Genomic DNA, 18555 nt, shown 5'->3' with positions numbered 1-18555 from the left:
TCGTCGGCCTGGGCCAGCGAGTCCTTGTAGCGGATGTCCGGGTTCTCCACGCCATGCAGCAGCATGTTCATGCTACCGATGCGCAGCATCGTGTTGTCGAAGTCGTAGCCGTGGAAGGTGTGGTCGTTGAAGCGGCGACGAGTGGCGGCGTCCTTGTAGATGGTGTCGCTGTGGTGGGTGCGGAGGTATTCGGATGCCGCAATGAGGAAGCCCGCTGTGCCGCAAGCCGGATCGCAGATCAAGTCCTTGGGCGTCGGCGCAGTCATGTCCACCATCAGCTGGATGATGTGGCGCGGGGTGCGGAACTGCCCGTTCTGCCCGGCTATAGCGATCTTGCCGAGCATGTACTCGTAGAGGTCGCCCTTGGTGTCGCTGTCGGCCATGTCGATGCCATCGAGCTGGTCCACTACGTTCGCCAGCACCCGCGCCGTCGGCATCATGAACAGGGCGTCCTTCATGTGGTGGGTGTACGTCGATCCACCCTCGCCGTCGGCATCCCCCTTCTGTCCGAGGGTCTTAATGAACGGGAACACCTTGTCGCGCACAGTCTCGAACATCTGCTCGGGGGCGGTCTCCTTGAAGCGCGACCAGCGGAGGCAGTCCTGGTCGGGGGTGAAGATCGGCTCCCCGATGGGCTTCTTGGTGCGGGCGGCCTTGGCCTCCTTGAGTGTGTGCAGCTCGTCGAGGCGCTTGATGAAGAGCAGGTAGGTGAGCTGCTCAATGACCGAGAGAGGGTTCGAGATGCCACCGGACCACATCGTGTCCCAGATTCGGTCGATTTTGGATTTAAGTTCGCCAGTGATCACTAGTTCTTCTCCCAAATCCACGAAGAGCAGGCCCTGGACAGGACTCTTCGGCGTCTCTCCCGCACCGCGCCCAACTGGGCGCGCCTTACAGGATCGGCCTGGAGCGGTCTTCGGAGGTTACACGAGGTGCCGCCTGTCGCTCAGACCCACGGTCGAGGTCGTTCACGCTCAGATGGCGCTGTAACACCAGCGAGTAGCGCGAAGAGATCAACTAAAGGGTCAGGACATGTGTATATGCGCCTGATATTTCAGAGGATTCAATCCTCAACAGGCGGCGAGGTCTGGGGGGAAGAGGAGCCACATGCTCCGGCGCGCGCCCTACCAGTTCCCGCAGATCATCGCGCGGCTGGGCGGCCCCACACGAAGTCTTCGATCGCCTGGATCGGCACGAGCACGCGGCGGCCCGCACGAATCGCGCGCAGCTCGCCACGCCTGATCATCGCGTGAATCGTCTGTGGATGAACGCTTAGCCTCTCGGCGGTCTCGTCCACGCTCAGCACCGCCGGGATCACCTCGCCGCGTACATCGAACAGATCGTCCGGGTCAATTGGGTTCATAAGAACACCCCCTGCAGAACAGGATCGGTCGTCATCGTCGCGCGCGCTACTCTCTCTCACCGGAGGCACCCGTTCGCGACGGGGGCCGCTCCGCTCCGGGCGGCCAGCTTCCGTTCCACAGCGGAGCGTCGCGCGGAGCGAGCGACATGCCCAATGCGGACCCCTGGGAGCAGGGGCTGACCGAAAAGCAGGTCCAGGCGTTTCACGCCCGAGGCGTCGATCTGCGCGCGCTGTTCGTCGAGTTCTTCGGCCGACGGGACGAGGCACGCTACACGGGGCAACGCCGTCTGGATGAGCGAGAGCTTGCGATCTGGAGGACTGCGCTTCGGCTGTTGGCGCTCCGAACTGAGAGCGACGGCGTCCTTCCCCGCGATGATTTCGAGGATCTCCGTGCTGCTGTTCTCGCAGCCGTCAGGAGGATTCCCGGACCGCCCGCATCACGCGTACTCTCCAAGGATGAGATCCCAGAGCCGTTGCGCAACAAGCCGCTGATGGTGCAGATGTTGGGTGATGGGCGGGGCCGACAGCGGCTGCGAGTGAATTGGGGAGGGCTTCTGTTCCGCCGGGGACGTCCGCGCGGGACGACGACGGAGAAGCGCCGGAAGCAGATCGAGATCGTCGTGCAACTATTGAATGACTGGACCGAGGAGGCCAAAGACATCACGGGCGGCGGCCCGCTGGAGCTGGCTGATCTTGGCGCTCGGTCAACAGAGTTCGCCGCTCGGGCTCGTGAGGTCCTTGGCGCATCGCCCGAACAGCGGGTCAGAGTAGACACGCTGGTCTCACGGGCACTCGCACTGGAAGTAGCAGATCAGCTTGGGGATAGGCCGCTTAGGGAGCGAGCGATGAGGAAGCTCCTTCAAGACAGCATCCGCGCGCTCGGGAGCTGATCCCCGCACAGTATCGGCGGCAAAATAGGGGGCTGATTCTTCTACCCCCATTTGGCTGCCGAACTTTCGGGAACGCCCGCGACCTGACCTAACCTCGCTTTATGGACATCAATCGCAATCGAAGCGGCACTCTCATCACCGTGAACAACGCGGCCCGCGCTCGCGGCCTGTACGCTCGACGGCTTTGGGCAGCAATCCGAGACGGGCAGCTCCCTGCGTACCAGATCGGCAGCTGGCTGCGCGTGCGGCTCGCCGATGTGGACCAGTGGATCGAGAGCCGCCGATACCATCCAGTGCCTAACGATCGCCCGAGGACTACGAAATGACGCGGCCCGATCTCCAAGTAGTGTTCGCAGAGAACGAGCGCGACGCTGCCTCTGGCGAGATCTCAAAGGACATTCAACACGATCCGCTGCGATCCTCTCGCTTCACGCGCGTCCCCGATGGTGTGTACCTGATCGGGTACGTCGAGTACCGGATCATCGAGACGTACCGGCGCCTCACGTTCGTCTCGGAGTTCGTAATCGAGCGCGGGCCGCTCGGGGAGCCCGAGCTTGATCTCGGAGGCTACAGGGTTCGTCGCTATGTCGCGCAGCCTCGCCCGACGCAGTACCCGTCCCTCCTGGGCAACTTCGCGAAGGACTTCACGCAGAGCATCGGCTTGAATCCTCCCGGATTCCTACACCGGCTCACACCCGATGACATCTACGGAGACTGTGTCCTGAAGGCGCGCATCGGTGAGGTGGTCAAGGATGCAGACGGCGATCCATTGCCCGACGGTGCGCGGAAGTCCGTTGTGCGAAAGATCATCGCGCGTATTGAGGGTGTGCCACCGTACCTCGCACGGCGCGGGGGATCTCCTGGTGGGTGAACAGCAGGTGTTCTCTACTCTGACCTATTCGCTCCAGGCTCTGGACTCGTCTCTCTTCCCTCGATGCTCTCTTCTCTTAACTCGCTTCTTCACCAGGAATCCCCAACATCGGCAACAGGTTGGGAATCTGGCATCGAAGGCGCTCGCGTAACAATGAGTCTCCGTTCCGAAGAGCAAGCAACAACGGCTCTGCGAGTACATAACGTAGCCTGGCTCGCGGAACACTTGGGCGTGCACATGTTCGATCCGAGCAGTGAAGCAGCGTGACAGAACGCGCCGCCATCGTAGCCGAGCTTCAGGTACTGACTCAGCGACAGGCTGATCTCGTCGCGCGTCTGGAGAGACTCGAAGCGATTGCGCCGTCCAGCGAGCCCGCCAACGGATCGGGGGGCCTGAAGCTGCTCACCGCCGCCGAAGTCATGCAGATCACCGGGCTGAGTCGAGGCAAGGTGTACCAACTCGCGAGGGCGGGTGGGCTCGGCGTGGTTCGTTGCGGCGAGAAATCGCTCCGCTTCTCCGAGCGTGGTCTCTCGACGTGGCTGGAACGAGGAGAGATCTAGAGATGGAGGAGCCCACACGGACCGAACTCAGGGACGTCGAGCAACAACCGTGAGAGAATCTGTCCCTCTGATTGCCTCTTGCCCGACTTCAAAGGCGTATGATATCGTGACAGACAAAATCAAAGGGAGAGGTGGACGCCGCCCAGGATCGGGCCGGAAGCCGCTTCCGACAAGCGAGAAGCGCAACCGCAAGATCATGGTCACGGTGACGGAGTCCGAGCATCGCGAACTTCAGCGGGAAGCTGGAGATCAGCCGCTCGGATCGTTCATCTACGAACTCGTCAAACGGTCTTTGGCTCGCCGACGAAAGGGTTGATGTGAGTCGCAGGGAAGGGCAGGTCGTGAAGCGAGGGGAGGGGAAGTTCCTCATTCGCTGGTCGGTCGGTGCTGATTCAGCCACCGGGAAGTATCGGCACAAGTCGAGAACGATCCACGGCACCAAGCGCGAAGCCGAGCGCGCGCTGCGTCAGATATTGCGGAGTCGGGACACTGGCGAGTACGTCGATCCCTCGAAAGAGACTCTCGCTGCGTATCTGGAGCGATGGTTGATGACCGTCTCAATGCGACTCTCGCCACGCACGCATGCGGACTACTGCTGGCTTCTCAACGCCTACGTAGTTCCGCGACTCGGAGACCTTGTTCTTGAGCAGATCCGGCGGTCGGATGTCCAGGCTTTCATCAACGAGCTTTCAGCACAGAGGCTTCGTCCTGCTGGACGACGCAAGGCCAAAGAACAGATCACGACCGGGACACTCTCTCCTCGGACGGTGAGACTGGCGCACGCGATTCTTGGAAGCGCCCTTCGTGATGCAGTCCGAGACGACCTTCTTCACCGGAATCCGGCGGAACTGATCAGCCTGCCGCGCCAGCAGCGGCGAGAAATGTACGCGCTTTCGGTAGAGCAGGTGGCCAGCCTTCGCTCGAAGCTTGAAGGGGATCCCTACGCCGCCTTCTTCGACTTCCTCATCGGTACGGGTTGCCGCCCCGGCGAAGCACTGGCCCTTCGGTGGGCGGACCTGGACCTGGATTCGGCAAACGCGACGATCCGGCGGTCACTGAGTCGCGGGTCTGACGGGAAGCCCACCTTCAAGGAACCGAAGACGGCAGGATCGCGTCGTGCGGTCCCGCTACCCAAATCGCTCGCCGCCGCGCTCCGGGATCATCGTCGGGTCCAGTCCGAGAGGGCGCTGAAGCTCGGAGCCGCCTACGACAGGGCCGCCGACCTCGCATTCGCGAATGCTGCGGGCCGTCCGCTCGAAGTGCGCAACCTGGTCAACCGCCACTTCAAACCGGCCCTGGAACGCGCAGAGTTGCCGAAGATCGTGCGCTTGTACGACCTTCGCCACACGCATGCCACGATGCTTGCGGCTGCGGGCGTGAATCCCAAGGTCGTGGCGGAGAGGCTTGGCCACTCGACCACGCGGCAGACACTCGATACCTACTCGCATGTCATGCCCGGAATGCAGGAAGAAGCGACGCGGCAGATCGAGAAAACGCTCTTTGGGTAGGAGCCAATCTTGGCGTCGGCTGGCGCGCTCACAGCGTCGGCACCGGCCTGCCCGTCGAGATCTCTGCCCAAAGGGCTAGCTTCGCCCAGAACCACGTCCTCTTCCGGATATCTTCTGGGATCGGGGCACGGCACTTCCGGCACTCCATTGCATGCAACGGATTGAGCCAACACAAAGGGGATTCATGGCAGTCATGTCGTAGCCACTTCCCGTTCCACCGCCAGAGTGGATAGTTCGAATTCAGGACGGTCCACGAAGAGTCCACTTGAGAAATGGTCCTCAGGAAGCTGAAGCGTCCTGTTCGGCAGGCTTCAAGCACTACTCAAGCACCAACCGGTCGGTCGATGTGGTCAGGATCAGCGTAAGTGCCCGGAATCCTTGGTCGGGGCGCGGAGATTCGAACTCCGGACCTCCTGAACCCCATTCAGGCGCGCTACCAGGCTGCGCTACGCCCCGCCGACCGGCGCGCAGTATAGCCTTTCGCGCGGGCTTGGCCCGGGGAAGGCTTCCGGGTAGTTGCCTGATTGGGGGTTTCAGGCCCCGCCGGATGAATTCCGGCATCTTCCCGTGACGTCTCAGGAAAGAGGCCAGGGGGGTGGTGGCGGGCGACGTCTTTCGGGACCTTGTTTCTCCCAACGGACGCATGCGTCCGCCCCCTGTGATGATCTTCGGCGAACGGGTTCGGTTGCCCGTGGCGGGCTGGAGATTTGGACCGGATCTGGACCGGAACAGGGAGAGTGGATCGTTGCTCGAGATGGCTGTCGATTGGGTGGTGGGTACCGTCCAGGAATGGGGTTATTGGGGGATCCTCATCATGATGACGGTCGAGTCGTCGTTCGTTCCGTTTCCCAGCGAAGTCGCGATGATCCCGGCCGGTTATCTGGCCGCACAGGGGAAGATGAGTGCAGGGCTCGCGGTGGCAGCCGGACTGGCTGGTTCGCTCCTGGGTGCGTTCATCAACTACGGGCTTGCCCTGTGGTTGGGTCGTCCGGTGATCGAAAGGATCGGCCACTATTTCTTGATCAAGGCAGAGCAACTCGATGCAGCGGATCGCTACTTCGAAAGTCACGGAGAGATCACCACATTGGTCGCGCGTCTGATTCCCGGCGTGCGTCAGCTGATCTCGGTTCCCGCGGGTCTTGCGCGCATGCAGATTGCGAAGTTTGCCTTCTACACCGCGGTGGGTGCGGGTTCGTGGAGCGCGATCCTGGTCGCGATCGGATACCTCGCGGGTGCGAACGAAGAACTCTGGCGGCCTTTGCTGCAGAACACGACGTTAGGGATCCTGGCTCTTGTGGTGCTGGCGATTGGCTTCTACGTGTTCCACCAGCGTCGGAAAACGGCTCCGTGAGGTTCTCTTTTACCCGCACTCGGGATGGGTTGCTGGCGTTCCTGCTGGGCGTGGCGCTCTCGGGCTGCGGTACGCCGGGTCCGCAGATTCTGCCCGCAGGTGCAGCGACTCCGGCTCCGGGTACGCGCACGCACATCGTGCAGAAGGGCGAGACTGCCTGGCGCATATCGCAGCGCTACGGTTCGAGCGTCGACGCGATTCGGCGCGCGAACGGATTGCGCGATGTGACGCAGTTACGAGTCGGTCAACACCTGGTGGTTCCGTTGCACGCGCGACGTGTGGCGTCGAAGTCGGCCAGGGCCTGGACGCGCAGCGATGAGCGCGGGACGCGCGGTGTCAATCACGCATTTTCATGGCCCGTGCGCGGTACGCTGACGAGTCGTTACGGCGTTCGTCGAGGAGCCCATCACGACGGCCTGGATATTTCGGCCGGGCGGGGGACCCAGATTCGTGCTGCGGAGGCGGGCCGGGTCATCCACTCGGGAAACGGCTTTGCGGGTTACGGAAACCTGATCATCCTGAAGCACACCGGCGCGTATTCGACGGTCTATGCGCACAATCGCAAGAACCACGTGCGCGTCGGCGAGTTCGTGGAAAGAGGGCAGGTGATCGGCGAAGTGGGCGCGACAGGCCGGGCGACGGCGCCGCATCTGCACTTCGAAGTGCGCCGAGACGGCCAGGCGCGCGATCCTTTACACTACCTGCCATGAGTCCGACAAAAAATCTGCTGAGCCTCGTTCGCGACGTACCCGATTTTCCGACGCCAGGGGTGGTTTTCAAGGACATCACCCCACTCCTGCAGAATCCAGATGCTCTGCGGGTATCGGTTGATCTGCTCTCTGAACCGTTCCAGGGCGCCGGTGTCGATCTGGTGGTCGGCATCGAGTCTCGCGGTTTTATTTTCGGCCCGGCCGTCGCGCTTCGCCTGGGAGCGGGCTTTGGCCTGGCGCGCAAAAAGGGCAAGCTGCCCTGGCAGACCGTTTCCGAGAGCTATCAACTGGAATACGGTTCCGAAGAAATCGAGATGCATCGCGACACGGTGCAACAGGATCAGCGCGTTCTGCTCATCGACGACGTGATCGCCACCGGAGGCACCGCCGCAGCCACCACTCGTCTCGTGCGTTCGATGGGCGGCAAGGTACTCGGGGCGAGCTTCTTGATCGAGTTGAGCTTCCTCGAAGGGCGCAAGGCGCTCAATGGTACCGAGATTCGATCGGTTCTGACTTACTGATCTTAATTCCGATCGCATCCCGACCGAAGTTGTCTTGGAGAAGACCGGTAGTAGCTATAGGTGTTGCTTTCCGGCCGAAGGGCAACTTGGCTCGGATCTTGATCATCGACGAGAATGCACCGCAGGTACAGGAACTCCGTGAGGTCCTGTGTTCCACCGGGCACGAGTGCATTTCGGCGACATATGGCGAAGCAAGTGCAGACTACGTTCGCCAGACGACCCCCGATCTGGTCATCCTGAGCCTCTTTCTAACAGACACAGATGCCGTCGAGTTGAGCGCGGAGCTCTCCGGGGCAGAGGATCTTCGCGACCTTTCAGTGCTCGTGCTCTCACGCGCGGGCCAGGAATCGCTGGCGATTGAGTGCCTGGACGCGGGGGCTGTCGATTCCCTGATCTATCCCGTACACGACCGACTGGCGTGTGCGCGCATCGATGGTCTGATTCGCGCGAAACTCGATCGCGATCAGCATGCCGAGATGACCGAGGCTCTCGAGCAGCGCAAGCGTGCTCTCGAGAGCACCGTCAAGGCGTTGCGCAGATCCGACCAGGTCGTGGAAAATGCCAGACGGCAACAACGATACCTGGCGACACACGATGCTCTGACCGGAATGGCGAATCGAAGCCTGTTCCAGGACTTCGCTCGCAAGACCCTGGATCTGGCACAGCGCTACCAGCAGACGCTGGCCGTCCTGACCACGAACCTGGATCACTTCAAGCGCATCAATGAGAACCTGGGGAACGATGTCGGTGACGACCTTCTTCGTTCCGTCGCCCAGCGCCTGCGCTCCTGTGTACGCGGCAGCGATATGGTCGCGCGGTTCGGAAGCGATGAATTCGCGATCATCCTGGTCAATCTGAGCGAACGCGATGATGCCGTGATGGTGGCGCAGAAGATACTCGAGAGCGTCTCGGAACCGCATCAGGTCGGAAATCAGGAATTGCGAGTGACGCCGAGCATCGGCATCGCCGTTTATCCGGACGACGGTGAAACACCCGATGAACTGATTCGTCACGCCGATATGGCGCTCCATCTGGTGAAGGAGCAGGGCCGAGCTCACTATCAATTCTACTCGCGTTCGATGCAGGGATCTTCACTCGAGCGCATGCAGCTCGAGTACGCGTTGCGCGGGGCACTGAATCGCGAAGAGTTCACGCTCTACTACCAGCCGCAGATCGACGCTCAGAAAGGTGAGCTGATCGGAGCCGAAGCACTGCTCCGCTGGGTCCATCCAGAGCTGGGGATGATTCCACCGGGTCGCTTCATTCCGATCGCGGAGAGCGCCGGCTTGATTCGGCCGATCGGCGAATGGGTCATGCGCGAGGCCTGTAAGCAGAAACGCCAATGGGAGACTTCGGGCCTGGGTGAGTTCCCGATCTCGGTCAACGTGAGCTTCCGTCAGTTCCAGGCGGAATCGCTTGCTGCAAGGGTCGCCGATATCTTGAAGGAGACCGGTCTGGATCCGTCTCACCTGGATCTCGAGATCACCGAAAACACGATCATGGACAACGTGGAGATCGCGTTGCGAAACATCAACGTGTTCCGCGAGATGGGCGTGCAGATCTCCATCGATGACTTCGGCACCGGTTACTCGTCTCTCAGCGTGCTCGGAAAGTTCCCTGCAAATACTCTCAAGATCGATCGTACATTCGTGCAGGACATCCCAGACAGTCCGAAGAATGCGGCGATCACTCGCGCCGTGATGGCCGTGGCCAAGGAGCTCGGTCTCAAGGTGATCGCCGAGGGTGTGGAGACCGAAGAAGAGATGGCCTTCTTGTACGCGCTCGGTTGCACGAACATGCAGGGCTATCTGTTCGGAAGGCCTGTTCCGGCGTCGGAATTCACGGACGCCTGGGCCGCGGGCTTCGACTTTCCATTCGAACTGCCCAGGTCCTAACCAAAGATCCTGGTCACGAACCAGAAGATCCCCAGTCCGCAGATCGCCGCGGATCCGATCTTCGCCAGCTGGCGATGCCAATGGCCGTCGCGCTGACGCGCAAGCAGGCGCAACAGGGGCCAGACCAGAGCCACGAGTGCGAGTTGTCCCACTTCTACACCCGCGTTGAATCCGAAGAGTGCAGGCAGAAGTCTGGAAGAATCCAGTTGCATCTCATCGAGTACTCCGGCAAAGCCAAAACCGTGTACCAGGCCGAAAGCAAAAGCGACCGCCGCCCGCAGACGAGCCGGATGACTGGCTGTGCGTAGCAGGCCGAAGTGGCAGATCGAAAACAGTGCCAGGCCAACGAAAGCCAGAGGCGAGACCTTGACAAAGCCCCCGAGGGCAATCCCTGCGAATAGCAGCGTGCCGACACCGACCACCATCGGCACGCGCCGGTCCTTGCCACCCAGAAGCCAGGAATTCTCTGCGGCGACCAGGGCGATCGAGAAGCCGATCATGGCTTCAACGGCAGAGGCATTCGGGTGCAACACTCCCAGTGCCGCGAGTCCGAGGGTGACGCTATGCGCGACGGTGAACGATGTCACCAATGTGGCGACTTCGCCTAGCGTTCCCGCAAGAAGCAGTAGCGCGAGCAGGAAGGCCAGATGGTCCCAGCCCGAAAGAATGTGTTCGACACCCAATACCAGGTATTCGAGCAATGACGTACCGGTACCTTGCTTCTCGGAAGCGGCTGCATTGTCTCCGGGCATGGGCAGGGGCCAGCTCGGCTCGGCCTCGGTCAAGACACGTTCGGTGAATCGACCTCCGGCGAAGCTCACGCGCGCGAAGTGCAGATGGGAAGGTGCGACCTTCAACAGGATCTGGCTCTCGACCGCCAAGTCGTCGCTTTCTGGGCAGCGCACCGTCCAACTGAAGGCCGCCCAGCCCTCGCGGGCTCCTCTTGCGCGCGGCAACTGCTCGGGCGGGCAATGTACACCCGCTGCGGTCAGGCGAAGGTGGTCGGACAGGTAACGGGCGGTGAGTTCGGGGGGTGTACTCGGTTGGATCCCCAGGCGGGTCAGTTCCAGTAGCGAAATGCGCGCTCGTACACGCACGCTCCCGGTTTCGATCTCCCAGCGCGAGTAGGAAACGCTGCGTCCATGCGCCTCGGCCGGGCGAGGCGCACTCATCAGGGCGAGCAGTGTGCATGCCGCGGCGCAGGCAAGCCAGATTCTGGAGGGATGCATAGGCCGGGGATAGTAGCGCGCCGGAGCGGATTCAGGCGGAAGGAGCCTCGGGGCTTCCTGGCCGTCTGCGCAATCCCGTGTACGGGAGAGTCCCCAGCAGCACAACGACATCAGCCGTCAGAGGCACGGCCTTGTCTTTCGAACTCAATTCTTTGAACTGTGTGGGCGGAGACTTCGAAGTCTGTGGTTGATGGCTGTCTGTGCGCGACGGAAGGCACGCGAGTCGTCAAAGAGTTCGCGTGCCCAGTTGGCTTCTTGGACGAAGGCGTGTAGTTCGAAGGCGAGCTGACGGGGGTCGGTATCGGGTTCGAACTCGCCCGATCGGACTGCAACCCTGACTTCGCGCTCCAGCGCGAGCAACCACGCCCGAGTGGCGAACGCGAGTTTCTTGCGAATCTCTCCGGGGCGACTGCCGAACTCACTCGAGGTCGCGAAGAGGAAACAGCCTCCGCGATTGTCGCGCCTTTCGACGTGACTCAGCCACAGCTCGAGCATCTCGCGCAGTCGCATCAAACCGGGCTCTTCGTCCTGAGAGGGAAGCATGACCGCTGTTTCGAAGGCCCGGGAGGCCGCAGCGATGGCGGCGAGTTGCAGTTCTTCCTTGGAGCCAAAATGGCCGTACAGGCCGCTCTTGCTCAAACCCGCTTCATCGGCAAGCCGGCCGATGGAGAGGCCCTCGAGGCCTTCTGCCGAGCTCAGGTCCACCGCGAGGGCGAGGATCTCGCGCCGTCGGCGTTCGCCATGGCGCATCGAACGGTCGAGTTTCTCCGTTTTCATCGAATCAGAAAATAGCACGGTCGTACTCAAAAAACAGCACGGTCGTGCTCGAGTATGGTCGATTCGGGAATTATTGTGCGGTTTGTTAGAGTGCGCGCGGAGAGATCCTGAGGGGAATGGGTTGAAGCTGGATCGGCCTGCGCTGATTTCACGAGTTCGCTCTGCCATCGAGGTATTGCGCCACGGCATACGTTCGGCGGTTGATCGTTCGGAGTTGGCCTCATCGCACGGGGAACTGGAGCGAATTCATCGACAATTGCGCGAGCAGGAGGCGCACCAACGCCGTCTCCTCGAGTTGTCGTTCGATTGCGTGTTCTGCATCGTCATCACTCCTCCGAACCATCTGCGACTCGAATGGGCGAGCGACTCCTTTTTCGAGGTTTCCGGGCTTTCTCCCGATGATCTCCCGCTCGACGATTGGCGCACGGCGATCCATCCCGAGGACCAACAACGCGTGGTCGAGTACGGGCTTCGCATTTCCGCCGGTCAACTGGGGCGTTGTGAATTCCGCCTGATTTCTCAAGAGGGCGAGGCCCGTTGGGTCGAGGCGAGTACTCGCCTCGAGAGTTCTTCCCCGACCGGCGAGAGGTTCTACTACGGCGCTGTCCGGAGGATCGATGCGCGCAAACAGGCGGAAGCTGAATTGCTCGAAAGCGCGGAGCGCTTTGCTGCGCTGAGCGACAGTGTTCTGGATGTGATGTTCGAGATCGCAGACGGCGGTCGGTTGCGGTTCGTGAGTTCCTCTGCACTCGAAGTCTTCGGTCGCAGCTCGGCCGATCTCGTGGGAACTTATGCCCGAGAACTGATTCACCCCGACGATCGCCTGGGAGCCCGCACGATTTTCTTGCAAACAGCGGAAGCCAGCACGACCCGCACGACCTTGCGTCTGCTCAGGGGTGATGGCGGCGTTTTCTGGGGCGAATTCGCGGCCCGGCGCTTCAGTTCCCGAGAAGGTGAGCTGGGTATCGTGGTAACGGTGCGCGATGTAAGCGAGCAGGTCGAAGTGGAAGAGCGGCTGCGACGTCAGCGTGAAGAACTCGAGCATGAGGTTCAGCGCCGGACTCGGGAAATGCGCGAATTGCAATCGCGTCTGCTGCAGGCAGAGCGCCTGGGCGCTCTTGAAGACCTCGCGGGAAGTGTCGCGCACGCGATCAATAATCCCCTGGCGGCGTTGATTGGAACTGCCGAACTGGCTGTTGATGAGAACCCCGAACCCCGCATTCAGCGGGTGCTGCGCCTGGGTTATCGCGTGCGCGATGTGGTCGCCCGTACGCTCACGCTCTATCGGCAGGGCAAGATCAATCGTTCCCGGGAGCGCGCATCGGCGATCCTCTCGGAGGTACGCGATCACTTCTCCGAGCGGTCACTGAAACAGGGCGTGAATCTCTCGGTCGATATCGGCGAGGGTCTTCCAGGTCTGACTATCGACCGTCCGCTGCTCACGGCTGCGCTAGAGAGCCTGGCCGAAAACGCTCTCGATGCGATGCCCGAGGGTGGCGAACTCTGGCTCACGGCAGAGGTCATGCAAGAACCCCGCGTCGTGACGTTCATCGTGGCCGATACCGGGCCAGGAATAGCACCAGAGGAACGCGAGAAGGTATTTGAACCCTTCTACACGACGCGCGGTGGAGGGACCGGGCTCGGCCTTTCGATCGCGCGCGGTATCGTAATGGGCCATGAAGGTCGAATTTGCGTTGGAGACCGCCCGGGCGGCGGGGCACAGATCACCGTGGAGATTCCTTTGTCGCCTTTGGGACGCTCGATCGCGAGCCGAGCTTGATGCTTTCGCGATATTCGCCCATCTCGACCACACGAGACTCCGCCCGCGACACCTCGGCGGCGAAACCGAGCAGATGGCTTTCCAGGGCGGTTCGGCCGGAGGCGCAAACCTCATCCAGCTCACCGGTCAGCAACGCATTTGTAAAGTGATGCATGAGGCCTTCGTCGCCGCCTGAATGGCCCGATTCTGGCTCGGGAATCTGAACCTGTTCACTCTGGAGTTGGCCGTGGCGGGTGATCTCGATCGCACCGCTGTCCAGGTGACCGCGAAGCTCTCCTTCGCTGCCGCTGATTCGCAAGGTGCGCGATTCATGAGTTGCGACCCCATGCACGCCTAGCGTCGCGGTCACACCGTCTTCGAGTTCCAGGTTTACGGTCTGGTGATCCGCAACGTCGTTGTCGCATCGGTATGCGCATCGCCCATAGCGTCCGTTCTCTAACGCCTTCCGGCGGGCTGCACGGGACGGATCGGTCGAAAGATCGTGCCAGGGCCACAGGCGAGCGAGTTCTTCGTTCGGTCCCAGATAGAAAGCTTCCGCATCGTGTGGACACGAGGCCTGAACGGGACAGCCGTCGGTGCACCGCTCTGGCGCTCCGGGAGGCGCGTACTCCTGACGGTAATGCGAGCGGCTTCCGAAGGACTGGAGCTTCAGTACAGGGGCCTCGGCCAGCCACACCAGGAGGTCGAGATCGTGGCAACTCTTGGCCAGGATGAACGGTGCTGCGATCTGAGAATTGCGAAACTTCCCGCGCACGTAGGAGTGCGCCATATGCCAGTGAGCGACGTGTTCGCGCAGGTCCATGTGGATGATGCGACCGATCCGTCCGCTGCGAAGAATAGCGTGCGCGCGCTGGTAGAAATCCGTGTGTCGCAGAACGTGACCGATCTGTAGCGCGCGTTGTGCCGTTTCCGCGGCTTCGACCACGCGCAAGCACGCTTCGGGTGACGGCGCGATCGGCTTCTCCAACAAGACGTGGTAGCCGCTGGCCAGCGCCGCGATTGCGGGCTCGACGTGCTGGGAGTCTCCGGTGGCGACAATGACAGCGTCTGCCCCTGAAACTCCCGAAAGCAGTTCTGGCCAGTTCTGGTAGCAACGCTCCGTCGGAAGGTCGTGTTCCCGGGCAAAGATCGCCCTGCGCTCGTCGACCGGTTCAGCCACGCCGATAATGCGAAGCCGTTCGGGATGCTCTAGTGCGTACCGTCCAAATACGCTGCGACCCCGGTTTCCGGCACCAATCAGTAGTGTTTTGATAGCAGGCATTTTGGCGGATTATTGCATCTAGGAGAGTCCGAGTCTGCCGGTTTGGTAACACCGCTTCGCGAGGCGCCTTCTGGGCTCTACTGTCTCTCCCGGTATTAGATGCGGACCGTCAAGCTGGTTTCCCTCGACGCCGAAGAGGCCTATTGAGACGAATGCGCGAATCTGCGCCGGTAGCTGCAACCTCATTGGCTTGAGAAGGAAGCGGACACGCATGTCTGATGTGGGTCATCCAGATCGTTCCAGGAGAATCCGCCTCCTGGTCGAGGGCACGACGCCGGGAAGTGGCGACGGCGTTCTCGGTGCACTCGCTCGCTCAGTTTCGCGGGCCTTCAGCATGGAATTCGCGATGGTCGTCGCGCTGCGGCCACCTGATGACTATGAAATCCTCGTTCTGACCGACGGTGAGAGTACTCAGGGGTCTGCTTTGTATCCGCTCGCAGGCAGCGTTTTCGAGCGGGCGGCGGGTGAACCCCTGTTCACGGTCGAAGTCGGAGCCAGTAGCGTGTTTCCGAACGATCCGACCGTCGCGCGAACCGGCGCGCAAAGCCTGGTGGTGGCATCTCTTCTGGACCGTGAGAGCAAGCGACTGGGATTTCTTTGCTTATGTGACTCAGGAGCCCTTCCGGAAGAAGCGCGCGATACCGCACTGATCCAGATCTTTTCAGCCCGCGCGGCCGCAGAACTCGAACGTATGCGCGTGGCCGCTGCTCTGCAGCAGTCCGAGGCGTTGCAGCGTGGCATTCTCGAATCGGCCAATGAAGCCATGTTGTTGGTGACGCCAGAAGGCGTTCTGCATTCGGCAAATGGCGTCGCACGCGAGATGTTCTGCGGAAACGGCGAGGAACTCTCCCAGAGTCCGATATCGAGTCTGCTCCCCGCGTTGCGCATCGAGGGTGCGGCTTCGGAATCAAACGAAAACGGGGGAGAGGAACTAGCAATGGAGGGAAGGCGTCCCGATGGCACGCGCTTCCCTGCCTCCGTGACTGTGCGCAAGGTGAGCATGGCTGGCCGTAGCCTGCTTGCCCTCTCCGTGCGCGATGTGACTGAGCGCAAGCTCGAAGAGCAACGACTGCGCGAGTACGCGGCGGGACTAGAGCAGGCGAATGCCGAACTCGAGCAGGCCCGCAACGACGCTGAGGCAGCGGCCCGGGCCAAGACGCAGTTCGTCGCCAATGTGAGTCACGAAGTCCGCACCCCAATGACTGCGATTCTCGGGTTCACAGAGATGCTTCTGCTGGGTGAATCGGATTCGCTCAGCAAGGAGCAACGGGAAGCGTTGCGCACGATTCGTCGCAACGCCGACTACCTGCTGGAAATCATCAACGACGTGCTCGACTTCTCGAAGATTGAAGCGAATCGGCTCGCGATCGAGAAGATCCGAATGTCACTACCACGCTTGCTCATCGAACTCGACGATCTGCTGGAAGTTCCGGCACATGAAAAGGGAATCGAACTGATCATCGAACTCGACGGTCCGGTCCCACGCGAGATCGAGTGTGACCCCGTTCGCCTGCGCCAGATTCTGCTCAATCTGGTCGGCAATGCGATCAAGTTCACCGAGCGCGGACGTGTGCGTGTCGTGACGCGATATCACGCCGACCGGGAATTGCTCGACATCCAGGTCGCAGATACCGGTATTGGGCTTTCGCCCGATGAACTCGAACGAGTGTTCAGCGCCTTCAGCCAGGCCGACAATTCGACCACACGCCGCTTCGGCGGGACAGGCCTCGGACTCGCAATAACCCGGAGCCTGGCCGAGTTGCTGGGAGGCCAGCTCGACGCCCGCAGCAAGCCGGGACACGGCAGCACGTTCCGTGTTCGCCTGCCCGTCGTGCCATTGCCCGGTGTCTCTCTGACCCAAGAACTGGACGAAGCCGGAACCGAATCCGATATGAGCCTGCAGAATCGAGTCGATACTTCGCGACTCGACGGGCGAATTCTGGTCGTCGAAGACGGCGTCGACAACCAGCGCGTCATCCGAAACGTACTAGAACGCGCAGGCCTGAGAGTCGAGGTCGCCGAGAATGGTTTGATCGGGTACGAGGCCGCCATGGTGGCCAAGCAGGACGGGCACTGTTTTGACGCGATCCTAATGGATATGCAGATGCCGGTGCTCGACGGCTACCAGGCGACAACGCGGCTTCGGGAGGCGGGCTACACGGCTCCGATCATCGCCCTCACCGCCCACGCGCTGCCAGAAGAGCGCCAGCGTTGCATCCAGGCGGGGTGCGATGACTACGCAACCAAGCCGATCGAGCGTTTCAAGCTCCTGACGATGCTCGCGCACCATATGGAAAGTTCCAAGCCCGAGCAGGGGTAGCCCCGTTTTCGCACTTGCTGCGCGCGCTCTCAGCGTTCAATATGCCGATCCATGTTGAAATCCCTGGAACCGGCTGAACGCCTCCGACTCATGAAGTTCCTGTGCTCATTTGCCTGGGCAGATCTCGAAGTACGTGAACAGGAGCGGGAGTTCGTGGCAAAGCTCGCAGCTCGTTTCGGGCTCGACGACGACGAACGCTCCCTCGTGGCCGGTTGGCTGCGTACGCCGCCACTACCCGAGGAAGTAGATCCGACGGCCATCCCCCTGGAGCACCGCAGGGTCTTTCTCGAAAAGATCGAAGAGATCACGCTTGCGGACGAGGAGATTTCGCCGGAAGAGCGCGAGAACCTCAGCCTCTTCAAGCAACTCCTAAGCGGTGGTCCGGAGATTGGGTCTTAATTCGGCTTTGAACCCAACCCGTTCAAGCCATCTGCCCCATTCACCAGCCTCAGTACGCGTACGAGAGTTCGTGACTCCGCCCGCCCGGCAGCCTGCGGGTCGGAATGCGCCGTTCGTAACAGCGCTTCAACCAGACCGGAAGGTCCATCCGAGAAGCGAACAAGCGCTGACGCATCAAGGCTCCAACCGTGTAACGCCGCTGCGTGATCCCCAGGTACTGCGCGGGAGTCTCATCCCGGCGACGCTCTGAACGAGACTTCACGTAGTTGCGCCACACCTCCCAGATCGCCACACGGTACATCCCACACTGACGCCGCTTCGAAAACGCAATCGTTTCCCGCTTGTGGTTGGCCCCCGTGTGACGAAGCAGGAGATCCGCCAGGTTCACCGGAAACAGAGGGTTGCGGGGAGTGCGACTGGCCTTGGACGAAATCGTGCGATGGCGGATCTCCCGGTCTCCTACGCGCGCAATCGCCCTCGGATAGGCCTTGTGCTCGTCCGACCAAAGCTCCACGGATTGGCCGAGGCCGATAGATCGCTCCAGCAACTCCTGGATCGCGTCCCGGGTGGCCTGTCCGGCCGGGCGGCCGAAGCGCTGCTCGAGGTCCGCGCGCTTGCGGCGCTGAGCCCGGGTCATGCGGCCACTGCGCCGCAACTCCGCGTCATTGAAGCCGTAGACGTAATGCGAAGCTCCGACCAGGAGGTTCACGTCAAAAGGCCAGTACTGCCCCGATTCGAAGCTGCGGAATCCGTCGATCGCCAGGGACTCGGTCGGAGTCTTTGGCCTGAGCTGTTCGTGAAACAACAGGCAGTGACGCCCAAGCCGATCGAGTTGTCGGAGCACGGTGGAGTGGGAGACCCCGAACTCCGGTGCAATCTGGCGCAGGGCGGAGCAACCGAGGACTCGGTAGAACAGCTGTGAGATCAGGTCGGGTCGTTTGAGCCAGTAAGTGAGACTGAAGGTTTGTGAGCTGAAGGCGCGGTTGCAGCGTTGACACCTGTACCGCTGAATCCTCCTGGGATTCACATCTCGAGTGAAGAAGCCTTTCTTGATGAACTTCCAACCCTGCGAAGTTCGGTGGAAATCACACTCTGGGTTGGGGCAGAAGGGCGGCTTTGG

At 61.4% G+C, this 18555-nt stretch carries 17 protein-coding genes, 1 tRNA gene and 1 pseudogene; 11 read left to right on the top strand and 8 right to left on the bottom strand.

The features are described from left to right. Both GY725_19290 and GY725_19285 read right to left on the bottom strand, forming a co-directional pair. Positions 1-806: SAM-dependent DNA methyltransferase (locus GY725_19290; GenBank protein ID MCP4006329.1), on the bottom strand; the 806-nt coding region annotated here is incomplete at its 3' end. A gap of 335 nt (positions 807-1141) precedes the next feature. After that, positions 1142-1318, bottom strand: a complete 177-nt coding sequence (locus tag GY725_19285; GenBank protein MCP4006328.1) for a helix-turn-helix domain-containing protein — start codon at positions 1316-1318, stop codon at positions 1142-1144. Positions 1319-1509: 191 nt separating this feature from the next. Between GY725_19285 and GY725_19280 the strand changes: the two genes are divergently transcribed. From GY725_19280 to GY725_19265, 4 genes are all read left to right on the top strand, one after another. Further along, positions 1510-2253, top strand: coding sequence for a hypothetical protein (locus tag GY725_19280; GenBank protein MCP4006327.1), 744 nt, complete (start codon positions 1510-1512; stop codon positions 2251-2253). A gap of 322 nt (positions 2254-2575) precedes the next feature. Then, the gene (locus GY725_19275) at positions 2576-3124 is read left to right on the top strand and encodes a hypothetical protein (protein ID MCP4006326.1); all 549 of its coding nucleotides are present in this window, start codon (positions 2576-2578) and stop codon (positions 3122-3124) included. A 263-nt stretch (positions 3125-3387) separates the two neighbouring features. Then, entirely contained in the window at positions 3388-3684 is a 297-nt protein-coding gene (locus GY725_19270) for a helix-turn-helix domain-containing protein (GenBank protein ID MCP4006325.1), read from the top strand. Positions 3685-4001: 317 nt separating this feature from the next. Then, positions 4002-5192 carry a site-specific integrase gene (locus GY725_19265; protein MCP4006324.1) on the top strand — a complete coding sequence of 397 codons (1191 nt, stop codon included), beginning with the start codon at positions 4002-4004 and terminating at the stop codon, positions 5190-5192. Positions 5193-5571: 379 nt separating this feature from the next. Here the strand turns inward: GY725_19265 and GY725_19260 are convergent. Further along, positions 5572-5648, bottom strand: a tRNA-Pro gene (locus GY725_19260). 205 nt (positions 5649-5853) lie between these two features. Here GY725_19260 and GY725_19255 point away from each other — a divergent pair. From GY725_19255 to GY725_19240, 4 genes are all read left to right on the top strand, one after another. After that, positions 5854-6543: a DedA family protein gene (locus tag GY725_19255; GenBank protein ID MCP4006323.1), complete on the top strand. Its 690-nt coding sequence runs from the start codon at positions 5854-5856 to the stop codon at positions 6541-6543. After that, positions 6540-7253: a M23 family metallopeptidase gene (locus GY725_19250; GenBank protein MCP4006322.1), complete on the top strand. Its 714-nt coding sequence runs from the start codon at positions 6540-6542 to the stop codon at positions 7251-7253. The genes GY725_19255 and GY725_19250 overlap by 4 nt, the downstream gene beginning before the upstream one ends. Further along, on the top strand, positions 7250-7774 hold the full coding sequence (locus GY725_19245) for an adenine phosphoribosyltransferase (GenBank protein ID MCP4006321.1): 525 nt from the start codon (positions 7250-7252) through the stop codon (positions 7772-7774). The genes GY725_19250 and GY725_19245 overlap by 4 nt, the downstream gene beginning before the upstream one ends. 86 nt (positions 7775-7860) lie before the next feature. Further along, entirely contained in the window at positions 7861-9669 is a 1809-nt protein-coding gene (locus GY725_19240; GenBank protein ID MCP4006320.1) for an EAL domain-containing protein, read from the top strand. On the opposite strand, the gene GY725_19235 is transcribed toward GY725_19240, so the two are convergent. From GY725_19235 to GY725_19225, 3 genes and pseudogenes are all read right to left on the bottom strand, one after another. Continuing rightward, a complete protein-coding gene (locus GY725_19235; protein ID MCP4006319.1) occupies positions 9666-10169 on the bottom strand; it encodes a HupE/UreJ family protein in 504 nt (167 codons plus the stop codon). The two genes, GY725_19240 and GY725_19235, sit on opposite strands and share 4 nt — an antisense overlap. A 27-nt stretch (positions 10170-10196) precedes the next feature. Continuing rightward, a pseudogene (locus tag GY725_19230) lies at positions 10197-10841 on the bottom strand (HupE/UreJ family protein). 201 nt (positions 10842-11042) lie between these two features. After that, on the bottom strand, positions 11043-11693 hold the full coding sequence (locus GY725_19225; protein ID MCP4006318.1) for a TetR/AcrR family transcriptional regulator: 651 nt from the start codon (positions 11691-11693) through the stop codon (positions 11043-11045). Positions 11694-11796: 103 nt separating this feature from the next. On the opposite strand from GY725_19225, the gene GY725_19220 reads away from it, so the two are divergent. Further along, positions 11797-13455 carry a PAS domain S-box protein gene (locus tag GY725_19220; GenBank protein MCP4006317.1) on the top strand — a complete coding sequence of 553 codons (1659 nt, stop codon included), beginning with the start codon at positions 11797-11799 and terminating at the stop codon, positions 13453-13455. On the opposite strand, the gene GY725_19215 is transcribed toward GY725_19220, so the two are convergent. After that, positions 13400-14716, bottom strand: a complete 1317-nt coding sequence (locus GY725_19215) for a Gfo/Idh/MocA family oxidoreductase (GenBank protein MCP4006316.1) — start codon at positions 14714-14716, stop codon at positions 13400-13402. The genes GY725_19220 and GY725_19215 overlap by 56 nt on opposite strands. A 211-nt stretch (positions 14717-14927) precedes the next feature. Here GY725_19215 and GY725_19210 point away from each other — a divergent pair, with 211 nt between their 5' ends. Further along, entirely contained in the window at positions 14928-17036 is a 2109-nt protein-coding gene (locus tag GY725_19210; protein MCP4006315.1) for a response regulator, read from the top strand. A gap of 51 nt (positions 17037-17087) precedes the next feature. Continuing rightward, a complete protein-coding gene (locus GY725_19205; protein ID MCP4006314.1) occupies positions 17088-17435 on the top strand; it encodes a TerB family tellurite resistance protein in 348 nt (115 codons plus the stop codon). 49 nt (positions 17436-17484) lie between these two features. On the opposite strand, the gene GY725_19200 is transcribed toward GY725_19205, so the two are convergent. Continuing rightward, positions 17485-18555, bottom strand: a 1071-nt coding sequence (locus tag GY725_19200) for a hypothetical protein (GenBank protein ID MCP4006313.1), incomplete at its 5' end; no start/stop codon positions are given.

Source organism: bacterium (genome assembly GCA_024226335.1).
In the GTDB taxonomy this organism is placed as follows: Bacteria; Myxococcota_A; UBA9160; order SZUA-336; family SZUA-336; genus JAAELY01.
Note: the sequence above shows the minus strand (reverse complement) of the source record. Positions and strands in the feature narration are given on the sequence as shown.

Coding starts and splice junctions, on each gene's coding strand:
- GY725_19280 (MCP4006327.1), top strand. CDS start 1,510: ATGCCCAATGCGGACCCCTGGGAGCAGGGGCTGACCGAAAAGCAGGTC.
- GY725_19275 (MCP4006326.1), top strand. CDS start 2,576: ATGACGCGGCCCGATCTCCAAGTAGTGTTCGCAGAGAACGAGCGCGAC.
- GY725_19255 (MCP4006323.1), top strand. CDS start 5,854: ATGATCTTCGGCGAACGGGTTCGGTTGCCCGTGGCGGGCTGGAGATTT.
- GY725_19245 (MCP4006321.1), top strand. CDS start 7,250: ATGAGTCCGACAAAAAATCTGCTGAGCCTCGTTCGCGACGTACCCGAT.
- GY725_19235 (MCP4006319.1), bottom strand. CDS start 10,169: ATGATCGGCTTCTCGATCGCCCTGGTCGCCGCAGAGAATTCCTGGCTT.
- GY725_19215 (MCP4006316.1), bottom strand. CDS start 14,716: ATGCCTGCTATCAAAACACTACTGATTGGTGCCGGAAACCGGGGTCGC.
- GY725_19210 (MCP4006315.1), top strand. CDS start 14,928: ATGTCTGATGTGGGTCATCCAGATCGTTCCAGGAGAATCCGCCTCCTG.
- GY725_19205 (MCP4006314.1), top strand. CDS start 17,088: ATGTTGAAATCCCTGGAACCGGCTGAACGCCTCCGACTCATGAAGTTC.